At 70.5% G+C, this 14813-nt stretch carries 15 protein-coding genes; 9 read left to right on the forward strand and 6 right to left on the reverse strand.

What is annotated here, in order from left to right; translation table 11 throughout:
• Positions 1-354 precede the first annotated feature (354 nt).
• From LR393_RS04960 to LR393_RS04970, 3 genes are read right to left on the reverse strand one after another with little or no spacing between them, the layout of a single operon-like run.
• Positions 355-1080, reverse strand: coding sequence for a class I SAM-dependent DNA methyltransferase (locus LR393_RS04960; protein ID WP_231481959.1), 726 nt, complete (start codon positions 1078-1080; stop codon positions 355-357).
• The gene (locus tag LR393_RS04965) at positions 1061-1456 is read right to left on the reverse strand and encodes a YchJ family protein (RefSeq protein WP_231481960.1); all 396 of its coding nucleotides are present in this window, start codon (positions 1454-1456) and stop codon (positions 1061-1063) included. Before LR393_RS04965 ends, LR393_RS04960 begins: the two co-directional genes overlap by 20 nt.
• Entirely contained in the window at positions 1453-1932 is a 480-nt protein-coding gene (locus tag LR393_RS04970) for a YxiG-like protein (protein WP_231481961.1), read from the reverse strand. The genes LR393_RS04965 and LR393_RS04970 overlap by 4 nt, the downstream gene beginning before the upstream one ends.
• 81 nt (positions 1933-2013) lie before the next feature.
• Here LR393_RS04970 and LR393_RS04975 point away from each other — a divergent pair, with 81 nt between their 5' ends.
• From LR393_RS04975 to LR393_RS04995, 5 genes are all read left to right on the forward strand, one after another.
• Complete coding sequence (locus tag LR393_RS04975; RefSeq protein ID WP_231481962.1) at positions 2014-2856, forward strand: LLM class flavin-dependent oxidoreductase; 843 nt, start codon at positions 2014-2016, stop codon at positions 2854-2856.
• A 191-nt stretch (positions 2857-3047) separates the two neighbouring features.
• The gene (locus tag LR393_RS04980; RefSeq protein ID WP_231481963.1) at positions 3048-3533 is read left to right on the forward strand and encodes a nucleotide triphosphate diphosphatase NUDT15; all 486 of its coding nucleotides are present in this window, start codon (positions 3048-3050) and stop codon (positions 3531-3533) included.
• A 23-nt stretch (positions 3534-3556) separates the two neighbouring features.
• Positions 3557-4639, forward strand: coding sequence for a lactonase family protein (locus LR393_RS04985; protein WP_231481964.1), 1083 nt, complete (start codon positions 3557-3559; stop codon positions 4637-4639).
• A 294-nt stretch (positions 4640-4933) separates the two neighbouring features.
• Positions 4934-5779 carry a helix-turn-helix transcriptional regulator gene (locus LR393_RS04990; protein ID WP_231481965.1) on the forward strand — a complete coding sequence of 282 codons (846 nt, stop codon included), beginning with the start codon at positions 4934-4936 and terminating at the stop codon, positions 5777-5779.
• A gap of 120 nt (positions 5780-5899) precedes the next feature.
• Positions 5900-7702 carry a serine/threonine-protein kinase gene (locus tag LR393_RS04995; protein WP_231481966.1) on the forward strand — a complete coding sequence of 601 codons (1803 nt, stop codon included), beginning with the start codon at positions 5900-5902 and terminating at the stop codon, positions 7700-7702.
• Here LR393_RS04995 and LR393_RS05000 read toward each other — a convergent pair.
• Entirely contained in the window at positions 7667-8794 is a 1128-nt protein-coding gene (locus tag LR393_RS05000) for an alpha-hydroxy acid oxidase (protein ID WP_231481967.1), read from the reverse strand. The two genes, LR393_RS04995 and LR393_RS05000, sit on opposite strands and share 36 nt — an antisense overlap.
• A 153-nt stretch (positions 8795-8947) precedes the next feature.
• Between LR393_RS05000 and LR393_RS05005 the strand changes: the two genes are divergently transcribed.
• From LR393_RS05005 to LR393_RS05020, 4 genes are all read left to right on the forward strand, one after another.
• Complete coding sequence (locus tag LR393_RS05005) at positions 8948-9565, forward strand: TetR/AcrR family transcriptional regulator (protein ID WP_231481968.1); 618 nt, start codon at positions 8948-8950, stop codon at positions 9563-9565.
• A 225-nt stretch (positions 9566-9790) separates the two neighbouring features.
• Complete coding sequence (locus tag LR393_RS05010; RefSeq protein WP_331282906.1) at positions 9791-10468, forward strand: 7-carboxy-7-deazaguanine synthase QueE; 678 nt, start codon at positions 9791-9793, stop codon at positions 10466-10468.
• A gap of 54 nt (positions 10469-10522) precedes the next feature.
• On the forward strand, positions 10523-11170 hold the full coding sequence (locus LR393_RS05015) for a hypothetical protein (RefSeq protein WP_231481970.1): 648 nt from the start codon (positions 10523-10525) through the stop codon (positions 11168-11170).
• Positions 11171-11179: 9 nt separating this feature from the next.
• A complete protein-coding gene (locus LR393_RS05020; RefSeq protein WP_231481971.1) occupies positions 11180-12097 on the forward strand; it encodes a metallophosphoesterase family protein in 918 nt (305 codons plus the stop codon).
• A gap of 139 nt (positions 12098-12236) precedes the next feature.
• Here LR393_RS05020 and LR393_RS05025 read toward each other — a convergent pair whose 3' ends face one another.
• Both LR393_RS05025 and LR393_RS05030 read right to left on the reverse strand, forming a co-directional pair.
• Positions 12237-13319 (reverse strand): DNA glycosylase AlkZ-like family protein, encoded by a 1083-nt coding sequence (locus LR393_RS05025; protein WP_231481972.1) that lies wholly within the window; start codon positions 13317-13319, stop codon positions 12237-12239.
• Between the two features lie 112 nt (positions 13320-13431).
• Positions 13432-14808, reverse strand: a complete 1377-nt coding sequence (locus tag LR393_RS05030; protein ID WP_231481973.1) for an FAD-binding oxidoreductase — start codon at positions 14806-14808, stop codon at positions 13432-13434.
• Positions 14809-14813: the final 5 nt, after the last annotated feature.

Consider the following 14813-nt stretch of genomic DNA (forward strand, 5'->3'; position numbering starts at 1 on the left):
GTCCTGCCTTTCGGCGTTCCGTCCTGGCGACGTTGTAAACAGTAGACCCTGTGTTGCTCGCCGGTCAAATCCGTGTTTCGCGATTTGAAAAGCGATAGAGCATTCCCCTGAATGCGTTAGCAATGGCCGATGAAGGTCACTCCTGAGAGTGCACAACAATTGGCTTAAGCCTTGGCAGAGGAAAGAGTTTTTATCACCCCGGAACCGGCCACGTGTGTGTCCGTTGCTTCCGGGGAGCCGGCGTCCGCGTGAGCGACCCGCCGAAAACCCTTGGAGAACACTACCAGCACTCTGGTACGCCTCCGACCACAACACCGTCACCGTCGTGAAGCAGTGGCCTCGCGCCTTGCCTTCCTACTCATCGGCCACCCGGGCGACGACCTGAGCCTGTCGTTCACGTTCTCCGCCCGAGGCTGCCACCACCGTGCTGCTGACGACCTCGAAGCCCGCCGCGACCAGCACCTCCTCGTACTCGGCCACCGTGCGGCGGTGCAGCGTCAGGGACAGGTCGTCATGCCCGTAGGCCTGCGTGATGTGCCGGGTCTGCTCCCCCTCCTGGAAGGCGAGCAGCAGGTAACCGCCCGGCATCAGCACCCGGCGGAACTCCGCGAGCGCGACCGGGATCAGCCGGCCGGGCAGATGGATCAGCGAGTACCAGCCGAGGGCCCCGGCGAGCGAGGCCGTCGCGATGTCGAGAGCGGTCATGGTGCCGACCTCGAACCGCAGCTGCGGATGCTCACGCCGGGCCACATCGATCATGGCCGGGGACAGGTCCACCCCGAACACGTCCAGACCGAGATCGGCCAGATACCCGGTGATCCGCCCCGGACCGCACCCGATGTCACCGACCGGACCGCGTCGTCCCTCTGCTCGCACCAGGTCGGCGAAGAGACCGAGCACGGCCCGGGAGGTCCAATTGGTGGCGAGGTGGTCGCGCAGCCGGTCGGCGTAGTCGCCGGCAACCTGGTCGTACGTGGCCCGGACGGGGCGGAGGGCGGGATCGAGGCCGGCGCTCGGACCGGCGGGCTCCCTGAGGTCGGCGGTCCTTTCGCCCCGAACTCTAGGAACGGGGTCCGACATAAACCCATCGTCCCTGTTCACGGCGGAAGGATGAGTCCTCGTGCTGGACCTCGCGGGTTCCCTGGTGGCGGTAGTGGGCCTCGAACTCGACGGTGCCCTCGGTGCCGAACGGTCCGCCGCCGGTGCGGTCCAGCACGATCAGGCGCTGCCAGATGACGTCCTCGTCGAGGTCCAGGCTCTCCGGGCGGTTCTCCGGGGCCCAGGTGCGCAGCAGGTAATCGCTGTCCCCGACGACGAAGGCGCAATAGCGGCTGCGCATGAGCGCCTCGGCCGTCGGGGCTGCCTCCCCGCCGTGATAGCGCCCGCAGCACTGCGGGTAGGGGTCGCCCCATCCGCACGGGCAGCGGTCGTTCTTCTCTCTGGTCGGTTCGCTCATGACTGTGCCTCCGGCACCACGAAGGGCGTGTAGCCCGCTTCCAGATCGGTGACCGTCAGGTCGGAGAACAGCAGGTGCAGCTCGTGGCCGTTGCCCTCCAGCCTGACCTCGTAGAACGAGACGCCCAGGCGCGAGGACCAGCGTTTCGTCTCCCGGGAGGTCTCGGCCCGGCCCGCGCCCGGGTAGAGCGCCTGCCGGCGCATTCCCCAGGCGTAGACGTCGTTGCTCTGCGGTGTCTGCTGATGGACGAGGGACTCGTCCAGCGAGCGCGCCCACACGTCGGTGCCGACGCTCGAGGTGACCGAGACCTTGGGGCAGTGCCGGAACAGGTAGCGCCGGTACCCCTGCCCGGCGGCCGGGTCGGCGCTGCCCTGGACGACCATCTCGTAGTCCCGCATGTAGTCGGTGTACCCGTGGTACACGAGGGCCTGGTCGAAAAGGTCGTCGAGGGCCTGCTCGATCTCGTCCGCGTTCACGGCGGACATCCCATCACGCCGCCCGGCCCCGGCCCGCCCCGACCGGCCAGGACTGTCGGTGGGCGCTGTTATCACTGGAGCATGACCAACGAGAGCATGCGCTTCGGCTTCATCCTCCCCGGTGGTTCGGCGACCGAACAGCTCCGGCAGGCCGTCCTGGCCGAGCGGGCGGGGTGGGACGGCGTCTTCGTCTGGGAAGTGGCCTACGGGGTGGACGCGTGGGGTCTCCTCAGTGCGATGGCCGCCTCGACGTCCCGGATCCGGCTGGGCACCATGCTCACCCCGTTGCCGTGGCGTCGTCCGTGGAAACTCGCGTCCCAGGTGGCCACGCTGGACGATCTCTCGGGTGGGCGGGCCGTCGTCGGTCTTGGTCTGGGGGCACTCGATCCGGTACTGCCCACCGGCAGCGGTGAGGTCACCGACCGCAGGCAGCGGGCGGCCATGCTCGACGAGGGCATCGACCTCCTGCGTGAGCTCTGGCGAGGTGGGCGGTCCTACGCCGGTGAGCACTATCAGTTCGACGCCGGCACCGGAGGTCTCGGCAGTGGCGGTCTGAGGCCGGTGCAGCAGCCGATCCCGATCTGGGCGGTCGGGGCCTGGCCGCGGCCGAAATCGATGGCCCGCATCCTGCGCTGCGACGGCGTGATCCCGGAGTACCACCGCGGCGACGGCCAGGAGGCCCTGCCCGACGACCAGCGTGAGCTCATCGCCTGGCTGGCCGAGCGCGGCCGTACGGATCTCGACGTCGTGCACGAGGGCGAGACCCCGGCCGACGACCGCGCCGCCGCGATCGCGAAGGTGACCCCGTGGGCCGAGGCCGGCGCCACCTGGTGGCTGGAGTCACGGTGGGGCGGGGATCAGCACAGGGAAAAGAAGATGCACGAGGTCATGAAGCGTCTGGAGGCCGGACCGCCACGGGTCTGAGGAAGCCGCCGCAGGCCTGAGGAACAGGTGCACAGCCTGAGGAACAGGCCTGAGGAAAACGTGCGCACCGCCCGAGAACGAGGGACGGGACAGTGACGCCGGGAAGGTTTGCATGATCACGGCAAGCGGGAGGCGGCCCGGGGGCGCTCCCCCTCGTGGCACCGGGACGGAAGGGGCCGGGGACACTTTGCATGATCACGGAGGGGAAGGGGCAGTCGGTGTCCGCCAACCTCTTCACGAGGAACTGGGGTCGGAGGTCTGACGTGGAGTTGCGGGGTCCCCTGGTGGGGGTGAGCGCGGTCGTGGTGCGGGACGGGGCGGTGCTGCTCGGGCGGCGGCTCGGGGCGCACGGGGAAGGGACCTGGTCGTTCCCGGGCGGGAAGGTGGATCCGGGCGAGAATCCGGGGGTGACCGCGGCCCGTGAGCTGGCGGAGGAGACGGGGCTGCGGGCCGTGCGGGTGTCACCGATCCTCTGGACCAGCGACGTGTTCGCCGACGCCGGGCTGCACTACATCACGCTGCATCACCTGGTCGAGGCCGAGGGTGAGCCGCAGGTGATGGAGCCGGAGAAGGCCCAGGAGTGGGTCTGGTGGCCGGACGCCGAGCATCTGCCCTCCCCCATGTTCGGCCCGGCGCAGGCGTTGTGGGCCACGGGGTGGCGTCCGCGAGCGCGCTGAGGCCTCCCGACATACTCGTCCCCATGTCAGTCAGGAACGAGTTTTACGATCTCTTCGTCGGCACCTACACCGAGCGCCTGCCCCACGTGGATGGGCAGGCCCCGGGCATCATGCGCGCCCGCTGGACCGGCGAGGGCGGGCCGGGCGAGGCGACCCTGGCGGCGGTGTTGCGGAACCCTTCCTGGGTCACGATTTTCAAGAACGTTCTGTACGCGGTCTCGGAGACCCGGTCGGACAACGGCGAGGGTGACGTCAGTGCCTACCGCATCGACGAGGAGTCGCACCGGCTGGTGCTGCTGGGCATGCAGCCCTCGGGCGGCGCCGACCCGGCGCACCTGGCGGTCTCTCCCGACGGCCGGTACCTGGCGGTGGCGAATTACAGCGGCGGCTCGGTGGCCCTGTTCGCCCTGGAGGAGGGGGCGGGGCGGATCGGCGAGCGCCTCGACGTCGTCCGGCACGAGGGCTCGGGCACCGACCCGTCCCGCCAGGAGGCCCCGCACCCGCACATGGCCGCCTTCGACCCGCAGCGGCAGGACCTCTACGTGCCCGACCTCGGCCTGGACGCCGTGCTGGTGTACCGGGTCGACGAGGGACGGCTGGTGCCCAAGGGCCGCATCGACTGCCCGGCGCGGACCGGCCCGCGGCACCTGGCCTTCCACCCCTCGGGCGACGTGTTCTTCCTCGTCGGTGAGCTGGGCAACACCCTGTCGACGTTCCGGCGGTCCGAATCCGGTTTCGTCCCGGTGGGTTCGGTGCCGCTGCTGCCGCAGGCCGAGCGTGAGCGGGGCACGGAGAGCTCCGCCGCCGCGGTCCGCGTGCACTCGTCGGGCACCCTGGTGTTCGCGAGCAACCGCGGACACGACAGCGTCAGCATCTTCCGGTACGGCAACGGCGATGCACTCGAGCTGATCGGGTGCGTGCCCACGCAGGGGCAGCAGCCGCGGGACATCGCATTCACCCCGGACGAGCAGCATCTGCTGGTCGCGCATCAGAACAGCGGGTCGGTCGCGGTGTTCGCCGTGGACGCCGGGGCGCAGGGCGAGAAGGTGCTCTCCTATGTGCGGGACTACCAGGTTCCTACGCCGGTGTGCCTGGCCTGGGCCTGATCCCGGCCGGGCCGGAGCCGGACCGGGCCGCCCGGAGTCGATCACTCAGACCGCCCGAGGAGGCGACGCTGTGCAGCGGCCGGGGCCGGAACGGCGGGATTCCGCTACCTTCTGAATACGGCCGCTCACCCGGTGCTGTCTTACTGTACCGGGTGTCGCCTTCGTGCGGATCTTCGGTGCGGAGCATGTATCTGAGCCGATTCTTGCGTCTCCTACCACTGGGACCCCGCCGGACGGCATCATCACGTCTACGTTCTCGGGCGGGGGATGCCCGGCAGCGACGGAGGAGTCTCGATGCATACCGGCAACAGCACGGGGATCAGTCTGGCGACCGGCCTGAACCGGCCCAGGGTACTCACGCAGCACGGAAAGCAACGCCCCGACCAGTACCCGAATCAGGCCGGGGCGCAGAACGCGGGCCGCGGCCCCGGCACGGTGCCGGGCGCCGGCCCGCTCCCGCAGACGGGTCAGCCGGGCGGAGCCCGCTCGACGAAGGTGTTCGTGTTCGGCTGCGACCGGTTGTCGCAGGCCGGGATGGTCGCCTACCTGCGCGACTGCCCGGGCATCGAGCTGGTGCCCGAGGCGGGGATGTCCACGGCCGACGTGACGGTGGTGGCGGCCGAGTCGATGGACGAGCCCAGCCTGCTGGCGCTACGGGCGGTGCAGGAGTCCGGCGCCCGGCGCACCCTGCTGGTGGTGGGCGAGATCGACGCCCGCGGCATGGCCGACGCGTTCGACGCCGGGGTCATCGGCATCCTGCGGCGCTCGGCGATCACGACGCGCTCGCTGACCCGGGCCATCTCCTGCACGCAGGCCGACGAGAGCGTGCTGCCGGCCGAACTGCTGAGCCGGCTGGTGCGGCAGGTGCGCGCACCGCGTCCCCGGGTGTCACCGCTGAAGGAGGGCGATCACCTCGGCGCCAGCTCGACGGTGCAGGTGCCCGCGGCGCAGCCGCACACCGAACGCGAACTGGAGGTGCTGCGGATGCTCGGGGAGGGCTGCGACACCCGGGAGATCGCCCGGCGCCTGGCCTACTCCGAGCGCACGGTGAAGACGGTGATCCAGGACCTGTCCCAGCGTCTGGGTCTACGTAACCGCTCGCACGCGGTCGCCTACGCGGTGCGCAACGGCCTGATCTGATGCCATCGGCAACCCGGTAACGAAAGGATGACCGGACGAGGGGCATTCATTCGTCTCTCATCCGTTACAGGTAGATTCGCCGGTCAGTGATCGCCCGACCGCCGAACCTCAGGAGAAGCTGTGCCGTTGTCGCCCCTGCGGGCCGGTGACCCGGCGACGATCGGGACCTTCCGGCTCGTCGCCCGTCTGGGAACCGGCGGTATGGGAGTCGTCTACGTCGGCACCGACGCCGCGGGCCGACCCGCCGCGGTGAAGGCGGTCAAGGCCGAGTACGCCGCCGACCCGAGATTCCGCTCGCGGTTCCGCCGCGAGGTCGAGGCGGTCCGCGCGGTCACGGGGGCGTGCACGGCCCGCGTGCTGGACGCCGACCCGGACGCCGACGAGCCCTGGCTGGCCACCGAGTACGTCGGCGGCGCGAGCCTGGACGACGTGGTGAACGCCGACGGTCCCCTCACCCCCGAACTGCTGCACGCGCTGGCCTCCGGACTGGCCGAGGCGCTGTGCGCGATCCACGCGGCCGGAGTGGTGCACCGCGACCTGAAACCGGCCAACGTGCTGCTGGCCCCGGACGGCCCGAAGGTCATCGACTTCGGCATCGCGGCGCTGGAGACGGCCACGCTCTCGTCGCGCACCGGGGTCGGGATGGGCAGCCCGGGCTACATGGCGCCGGAGCAGATCACCGGCACCACCGCGATCGGCCCGCCCGCCGACGTGTACGCCTGGGGCCTGACCGTGCTCTTCGCGGCGACCGGCCACCCGCCGTTCGGCTCCGGGCCGGCGCCGGCCCTGATGTACCGGGCCGTGCACGCCGACGTGGACCTGTCCGGCCTGCCGCAGTGGATCGAGCCGCTGGTGCGCGCCACCCTCGACCCCGAGCCGGCCCGACGGCCCGACGCCGGGCAGGTCCTGGCCGGGCTGGTCGACGAGAACGAACGGACGAGGTCCGCCGGCCGGGGCGCGCAGGCTGCCGAACCGGGCAGTCGCCGGGGCCGGCGGGCGGCCCGCGAGGCCGCCGCGGCGCCCGGCCCCGCAAACGCCCGGGAACCGTGGAACCCCGACGAGCCCGCCGTCGCCCGCACCGCCCTGTTCCCGGCCGAGCCAGCAGCGGCAGAAACCGGCGCCACCCAGCGCGTCCTGCGCCGGGAATGGCACCAGCCCGCCGCGGCCCAGGCCCCGAGCCTGCCCTCCCAGCCGCTGTACGCACCGGGCCCGACCCAGATGACCGGCCCCGACAACCACCGCTCCCGGGTCGCCCTGGCCCTGACCAGCGCCGCCGTCGTCGTCCTGGCCGGCGCCCTGGTCTGGATCCTGTTCCTCGCCCCGGACGGCCAACCCGACGACAGCGCGGACCCGGCGCCGACAGCCTCGGTGACATCGACGTCCTCAAGCTCGCCCGAGGAGACCACCACCCCGGGCGAGACACCGACGCCCGAGGCGACCGAGACGTCCTCAAGTACCGAGGAAACCACCCCGGCGACCACGTTCGACGAGAACGGGATCGCCTCGTACAGCACCGAACTGGGTGACCTCGACCTGGCGTCGAGCTTCAGCACCTTCATCGTGTCGCACAACCAGCAGGTGGTGCGGATCGATGCCTCGGCGCCGAACTCCGACCACATCGACAAGAACTTCGTCGAGCACCCGGGTGACGACGACGAGCACGACGAACCGCACTTCACGCTCTTCGAGTGCAACGGGCTCGCCGACGGGCAGGAGCCGGACTACGCGCCGGACGCGCCCTGCGCCGCGGCCACCTACCTGCTCGACCTGGACGACGACGGCGAGGCGACGTTCGACTTCAGCAAGGGCGCCTACCACCTGGACGGCTACTTCGAGGTGGACATCGACGGCGACCCCGACGACCGCGGTGCGACCGTGGTGACGCTGTCAGGCGTCAGCACCGAAGACGCCGTGGAGAACTGACCCGGCCTGCGGGATCAGCACCTCCGGGGTCAGGTCACGCACCCCGCCACGCCCCAGAAGCGTGAGCACCGTGCGGATCTCGTCGTACAGCAGCGAGTGCACCCGCTCCACCCCGGCCTGCCCACCGGCGGCCAGCCCGTACGCCGCGAGCCGGCCGATCACCGCCACGTCCGCGCCCAGGGCCAGGGCTTTGACCACGTCGGCGCCGCGCCGCACACCGCTGTCGAACACGATCGGCAGGCGCCCGTCGATCGCCCGGCGCACCTCGACCAGGGCATCCAGCGCCGCCGGGACGCCGTCGAGCTGACGTCCACCGTGGTTGGAGACGTAGACCGCGTGGGCACCGGCGGCCTCGGAGGCCAGGGCGTCGTCGGCGGTCATGATGCCCTTGGCGAACCAGGGCAGGCGGGTGTGGGACATCAGTGACGCCAGGCGGTCCCACGACCACACCGTGGCGCTGCGCTCGAAGAGCTGCCCGAACACCTGGATCAGGGTGGTCTCCCCGCTGTCGGGGTAGTTGCCGCCGACGTACCGGGCGTCCAGGTCGAAGGAGTTGCGCAGCACCCGTTCGCGCCAGCCGCCGGTCGGGCAGTCGACGGTCAGGCAGATCGCCGCGCACCCGGCGTCCTCGATCCGGGCCAGCATGGTCAGGAAGTTCTTCTCCGGACCCATCGGGTGCAGCTGCGCGATGCGGGTCGCCTCCGGGGCCGCCTGCACCACCTCCTCCAGGCCGAAGGTGCCGGCCTCGGGCACGATGCTCGTGATCCCGGCCATCCGGTTCGCCCGGGCGACCGCCTTCTGGCCCTCGGGGTGGAACAGGCCGTCGGCACCGAACGGGGCGGTCATCACCGGCATGGCCAGATCGATGCCGAGGAAGGTCGCCGACAGGTCCGGGCCGGCCAGGCCGCTCATCACCCGCTGCCGGAAACCCCAGTGGGAGAAGGCGGACCGGTTGGCTAACAGGGTGCTCTCGTCGCCCGCACCGCCCTCGAGGAAATCGGCGACCTCGGGGGCGAGACGGGACAGGGCGGTCTGACGGATCACCGGGAGCGTGGCCACCTCGGGGGCCGCGACCGATTTGAATGCGACCATCGGGCATCCCTCCATCAAAGTGAGAAGATTTTCTCAACTATAGTGCTCAAATAACCACATATCACCCAGACCCGAGAAGTTTTTCTCGTCTTTACTGCGCTTAACGGATGCGAAATCATCAGAGAGAAGCCCGGGATGGGAGGATCGTCGGCAATGGCAGGCGACAACCTCCGGGCCGACACACTGAGAACCCGGCAGAAACTGCTGGACGCCGCGGGCGATCTGCTCCGCGAACGCGGCCTGGCCTTCAGCCTGCCCGACCTGGCCCGGCACTCGGGCGTCTCGACGGCCACCACCTACCGGCACTTCGACGACGTGCACGCGGTGCACGACGCGTTCTACCGGCGCATCCAGAACGCCCTGCTGGCCCGGCTGCACGCGGCCGGCGAAGACCCCGACCCGCTGCGCTCGTTCGAGATCGTCTGTCACGAGTGGGTGCTCAGCGCGATGACCTGGGGCCGCGCGGCCACCCACATCCGCAGCGCCCGCGGTTACCTGGAGCGCGTCCACGACGGCTCCGACCCCCTGCTCTCCGAGCTCGACACCACCTTGACCCGGGCGGTGACACGGCTCGTGGAGGCCGGCGAGATCCCGCCCGTGGACCGGCGCTACTCGGTGCTGCTGTGGATCACGACGTTCGACGAACGGGTGATCGTCGACCTGTCCGAGACGCTGCGCTGGCCTCCGGAGAAGATCGCGCAGATGCTCGGGCATTCGGTGCGGGCCGCCTGGACAGCCACCCTTTCGGCGCAGTCCGATCACTCGACGTGAGCGCTCGGGCACAGATCAGGATGTTGAAATTCAGTGTGCGTGAACGGATCTGAGCATTTGGGAAGACGGTTCAGATGCAGGGCGGGAAATTTCCGCAGTCCTGCATTAACCACCGCTTAGACATGTGATGATGCTCCCCGGAGGGCCGCGCATCGTTACAGGAGGGTCGCCATCAGTACCGCCAGCGAACTGCCGCTGACCGCGGTCCGAGCACGTCCGTCGCTCGTGATCGCCGGCGTCGTCGGACCGACAGTCCATCCCCAGGGACGCTCGGCCGGGCGTCGCTGTGTCGTCGTCCAGATGGGCGGATGCAATCTCTCCTGTACCTGGTGCGACTCGGCCTTCACCTGGGACACGTCGCGCTTCGACCTGGCCCGCGAGGTCGGCTACTGGCGGATCGAGGAGATCGCCGAGACGGCCCGCTCGGCCAACACACCCCTCATCGTGATCAGCGGCGGCGAGCCCCTGCAGCAGCAGAACTCCCCCGCCTGGCCACAGTTCCTCGAACTGCTCGGCGGTTACGAGATCGGGGTGGAGACCAACGGCACCTTCCCGCCGACCGAACTCACCCTGCAGCGCGTCAGCTGGGTCACCGTCTCGCCGAAGCTGGCCCACTCCGGCGACCCGGCCTGGTCGCGCATCAACCGCGAGTCGCTGGTCGCCTGGGGCCAGGTCGCCCTCCAGTACGACATCGACTTCTCCTTCGCCGTCCGGGATCTCAGCGACATCGAGTCCGCCGTGCAGATCGCCAAGCTGCACGAGCTGCCGATCGACCGGATCTGGATCGTGCCCGAGGCGACCACCGCCGCTCTGTCGGCCAGCCGCCTCGCGGCCGTCTCCGAGGCCGCGGTACAGGCGGGCTTCAACCTCTCCGCACGGCTGAGTGCCCTGACGAACCTGTAGGACGGGTCCGCCGAAGGCGCATTCGGCGCCCCGGCCCGATTAAAGTTCATCCTCGTGAGTTCGAACCAGGCCTTCAGCTACCTCCGCACCCGTGAATGGCACCTCAACCTCGGTGTGGGAGGTGGTGGCCGAGGGCAACTGGAGCTGATGGCCGAGGACCGGGAACGGTGGAGCGCGGCCGACGGCCGGGTGCGGGTGATCGAGCAGCGGCCGAACACGGCGCTCAGCGACACCACCGACACCGCGCAGGTCGAGTGGGCCGCCGACCTGCCGAACGACCCCGGCCAGCTGCGGGCCTACCTGCTCAAGGGCGCTCCCTCACCGCAGCACAACGTGCCCGAGACCCTGGTGCTCATCGCCTCGGTGCAGCGTCTGCACACCCAGGCGATCCCGGCCGAGCTGGCCGCCGCGTTCCACGAGATCCTCATCGGTCAGCCCGATCTCGTGGCGCTGGGCGAGACGGTGGACCGGGCCGGGCGCACCGGGCCGGGCTACTCGTTCGAGTTCACCTTCGGGCCGGCCCGGCGGCTGACGCTGATCTTCGACCCGGCGTCGAAAGCACTGCTGGCCACCGAGGAGATGCTGATCGAGCCCGGCCGCCTGGCCGTCGAGGTCCCGGCCGTGGCCAGCTATGTGCTCTACCTGGAGCAGGGACGCGTCGCGAGCACCGACGAGCGGCCCTCCGCGGTACTGCCGGGGTAGCGTGGCGGGGTGTCCGAAACGCCAAAACTTCTTGCCGTCAGTGACCTGCACATCGGTTACCAGGAGAACCGGAAGATCACCGAGTCGCTGTACCCGGACGGTCCCGGCGACTGGCTGATCGTCGCCGGCGACGTCGCCGAGAAGGTCGAGGACGTCGAGTGGGCGCTCCGGCTGCTCGCGGGGCGCTTCGCCCGGGTGATCTGGGTTCCCGGCAACCACGAACTGTGGACGCATCCCAGCGACGAGGTCACGTTGCGCGGGCTCGCGCGGTACGAGCGTCTGGTGGAGCTGTGCCGCGAGATCGGCGTGCTCACGCCGGAGGACGAGTTCCCGGTGTGGACCGGCGACGGTGGCCCGGTGACGATCGTGCCGATGTTCCTGCTGTACGACTACTCGTTCCTGGCCCCGGGTACGACGACCAAGGAGGCCTCGCTCAAGCGGGCCTACGACACCGGCGTGGTCTGCTCGGACGAGCGCTTCCTGCATCCCGACCCCTATCCGGAGCGGGAGGACTGGTGCCGCGCCCGGATCGAGTACACCCAGGCCCGGCTCGAGGCCCTGGCTCCCGACGTGCGCACGGTGCTCATCAACCACTGGCCGGTGGAGAAGCACCCGAACGACATCTTGCGGTACCCGCAGTTCGCGCAGTGGTGCGGCACCTCGCTCAGTGGTGACTGGCACCGGCGCTACCGGGCCGACGTGGTGGTCTACGGCCACCTGCACATCCCGCGGCGCACCTGGGTGGACGGCACGCGCTTCGAGGAGGTCTCGGTGGGTTACCCGCGCGAGTGGCGGATGTGGGGGCAGCGTGCGTGGCTACGCCAGGTGCTGCCGGTGCCCGAGGGGGTAATGGCGCCGGAGGGCGGCACGGACACCACATTTCACCGGTTGTGGCCCAAGCCCGAAGACGACGCCGCCCACGCCTGAGTTTTGGCCCCGGCGGCAGTGACGGCGGCTCTCGCCGCACCCTGACATACGGCGACCTCCGCCGCGCACCACCGCCGGGTATCCATTCAGACTCACCAAGGCCCCGTTCGGTTCCCCGGTTTCTCGAAATTCTTCCGAGTCACGCGTACCGCACCCGGGCGTCGTCGGCGCCACGGGCCGGGGCGATCAGCCGGGCCTCCTGCGCGACCTGCTGTTTCACCCCGGAGGACAGGTCGCCGAACGCCGTGATCTCGAGGTCCAGGACCTTCCCGGCGCGTTTCGCCCGCCAGGTGCCGGCCACGTCGCCGTCCACCAGCACCACCCCCGGGTTGCTCAGCGCCTTGTAGACCACCCGGTGACGCTCCGCCTCCGGCACCACCAGCTCCCGGTCGCGCACCGTCAGCCAGGGGTCCCCTCCGGGCAGCAACCGCACTGCTTGAGGACGCGCATCACGGCGCAGATCCTCCAGGTCGCCTTCCGGCGCCCAGGCTTTCCCGGTGGTCCCGGCGCTCACCCCGGCCAGGCCGGCGGGCAGGTACGGCTTCAGCGCGGTCGCCGACATCCCGGCGTGGGCCGCGAGCGCCGCCGTCGACGCCGGGCCGTTGACGCGCAGGTACCGCAGCAGCATCTCGTCCAGACCGCTGCCGGCCTTCGGGATCTCTTGTCGGCGCAGGGCGGCCGGCAGGGGCTGCAGGAAGGTGGACCGGCCTTCGGTGACCACCTCGACGCCGGCCGCGACCCCGACGAGCTGGAACAGGCCCCCGCTGATGTGCCGGGCCTCGCAGGTGGGGCAGTCGAAGTTCAGGTCGTCGGGCACGGTGGCGCTGACCCGGCGGCTCACCTCGCCCTTCGGCAGCTTCTCGGTGACGGCCTCGCGCAGGGCCGTGGCCGCGGCGACGAAGGCGCCGAGCCCCCGCCGGGCGCCCTCCTTGATCCGGGGGTTGGAGATGCGGCGTGTGGCGTCGGCGTCGTCCACCGGCCAGGTGGCTGCGGCGAGCCGTTTCAGGTCGGCCTCGGCGTGCACGTGCGGAGCCCCGCGCCACGACCAGACAATGCGGGTGCCGGGCGGGCGTTCGGCGTCCCGGGACGCGAGCGCGGTGGCGGCCGTGCCGGCGGGCGTGTCCTGGATGCCGAGACCCAGCAACCCGCCGACCCCCGAGCTGCGATCGAGCCCCTGCCCCCGGAACCGGTACCCGAGCACGTTCTCCCTGGTCAGGTTCATGGATGACGTTCTATCCGAGATGCGGGCATCTCGGGGAAAGTTTGCATGATCACGAAGAAGCTCATCTCTTTGTCCGTGATCATGCGAACCTTCCCCGTCACACCCTGCCGTGTCAGAGCACGGCGCCGGGGTTCATGATGCCCAGCGGGTCGATCGCGGCCTTGATGCGGCGGCTCAGGTCGATGACGTCCTCCCCCAGCTGAGTGGCCAGCCAGGGTTGTTTCAGCCGTCCCACGCCGTGCTCGCCGGTGATGGTGCCGTCCAGGGCGATGGCCAGGTCCATCACCTCGCCGAAGGCCAGGCCGGCGCGGGCCGTGGCCTCACTGTCGGCCGGGTCGAAAACGATGAGGGGATGGGTGTTCCCGTCACCGGCGTGGGCGATCAGCGCGATCGTGACCTCGCGCGCGGCCGCGATCTGCTCGATCCCCGCGACCAGGGCGGGCAGCGCGGCCACGCCGACACCGACGTCCTCCAGCAGCAGTTTGCCCTTCTTCTCCAGCGCCGGGATGGCCTGCCGCCGGGCCACCGTGAACGCCTCGCCCTCGGCCGGGTCGTCGGTGGCGAGAACCTCGGTCGCGCCGTGACGTTGGCAGGCCTCGACGATCGCGGCGAGCTCCCGGTCGGCGGTGGAGCCCTCGGCGTCGGTCTGCGCGACGAGCAGCGCGGCCGCGGAACGGTCCAGGCCCATCCGCAGATGGTCCTCGACCGCGTTGACGGTGGTGCGGTCCAGGTACTCCAGCATGGACGGGCGCAGGCCCGCGGTGATGGCGACGACCGCCCCGGTCGCGGCCCGGGTGTCGGCGAAACCGGCCACGACGGTGCGCGGCGGGGACTGCGGTGGCATCAGGCGCAGGGTCGCCTCGGTGACGATGCCGAGAGTGCCCTCACTGCCGACGAACAGCTTGGTCAGCGACAGGCCGGCGCAGTCCTTCAGCCGGGCCCCACCCAGGCGCAGCGCCCGGCCGTCGGGCAGCACCACCTCCAGGGCCAGCACGTAGTCGGTGGTCACGCCGTACTTCACGCAGCACAGACCGCCCGCGTTGGTGGCGATGTTGCCACCGATGGAACAGATCTCGAAGGACGACGGGTCGGGCGGGTACCACAGGCCACACTCCGCCACCGCCTGCTTGACCTCGGCGTTGAGCAGGCCGGGCTGCACCACCGCGACCCGGCCGGGCCGGTCGACACGGATGTCCCGCATCCGTTCGGTGGAGAGCACGATCCCACCGGAAACCGCTGTGCTGCCGCCCGACAGACCCGTCCCGGCACCCCGCGGCACCACGGCCACCCGGTGTTCCGAGGCCCACCGCAGAGCCGTCTGCACCTGCCCGGTGCTCTCCGCCCGCACCACCGCCGCGGGCGTGCCCGCATCCGGGTCGGCCGCCCGGTCGAAGCGATACTTGTCGGTGCGCACGGGATCGGTGATCACCACGCCCTCCGGCAGCGAGGCCACCAGCTCGTCGAGGGCGGACGGGGTCGGTGCCGGCATGCGTG

The organism is Kineosporia mesophila (assembly GCF_021129235.1).
GTDB classification, from domain to species: domain Bacteria; phylum Actinomycetota; class Actinomycetes; order Actinomycetales; family Kineosporiaceae; genus Kineosporia; species Kineosporia mesophila.

Excerpts from the sequence above, each read along its gene's own strand:
- LR393_RS04960 (WP_231481959.1), bottom strand. The coding sequence starts at position 1,080 with ATGTCGGACCCCGTTCCTAGAGTTCGGGGCGAAAGGACCGCCGACCTC.
- LR393_RS04965 (WP_231481960.1), bottom strand. The coding sequence starts at position 1,456 with ATGAGCGAACCGACCAGAGAGAAGAACGACCGCTGCCCGTGCGGATGG.
- LR393_RS04975 (WP_231481962.1), top strand. The coding sequence starts at position 2,014 with ATGACCAACGAGAGCATGCGCTTCGGCTTCATCCTCCCCGGTGGTTCG.
- LR393_RS04980 (WP_231481963.1), top strand. The coding sequence starts at position 3,048 with ATGATCACGGAGGGGAAGGGGCAGTCGGTGTCCGCCAACCTCTTCACG.
- LR393_RS04985 (WP_231481964.1), top strand. The coding sequence starts at position 3,557 with ATGTCAGTCAGGAACGAGTTTTACGATCTCTTCGTCGGCACCTACACC.
- LR393_RS04990 (WP_231481965.1), top strand. The coding sequence starts at position 4,934 with ATGCATACCGGCAACAGCACGGGGATCAGTCTGGCGACCGGCCTGAAC.
- LR393_RS05000 (WP_231481967.1), bottom strand. The coding sequence starts at position 8,794 with ATGGTCGCATTCAAATCGGTCGCGGCCCCCGAGGTGGCCACGCTCCCG.
- LR393_RS05005 (WP_231481968.1), top strand. The coding sequence starts at position 8,948 with ATGGCAGGCGACAACCTCCGGGCCGACACACTGAGAACCCGGCAGAAA.
- LR393_RS05025 (WP_231481972.1), bottom strand. The coding sequence starts at position 13,319 with ATGAACCTGACCAGGGAGAACGTGCTCGGGTACCGGTTCCGGGGGCAG.
- LR393_RS05030 (WP_231481973.1), bottom strand. The coding sequence starts at position 14,808 with ATGCCGGCACCGACCCCGTCCGCCCTCGACGAGCTGGTGGCCTCGCTG.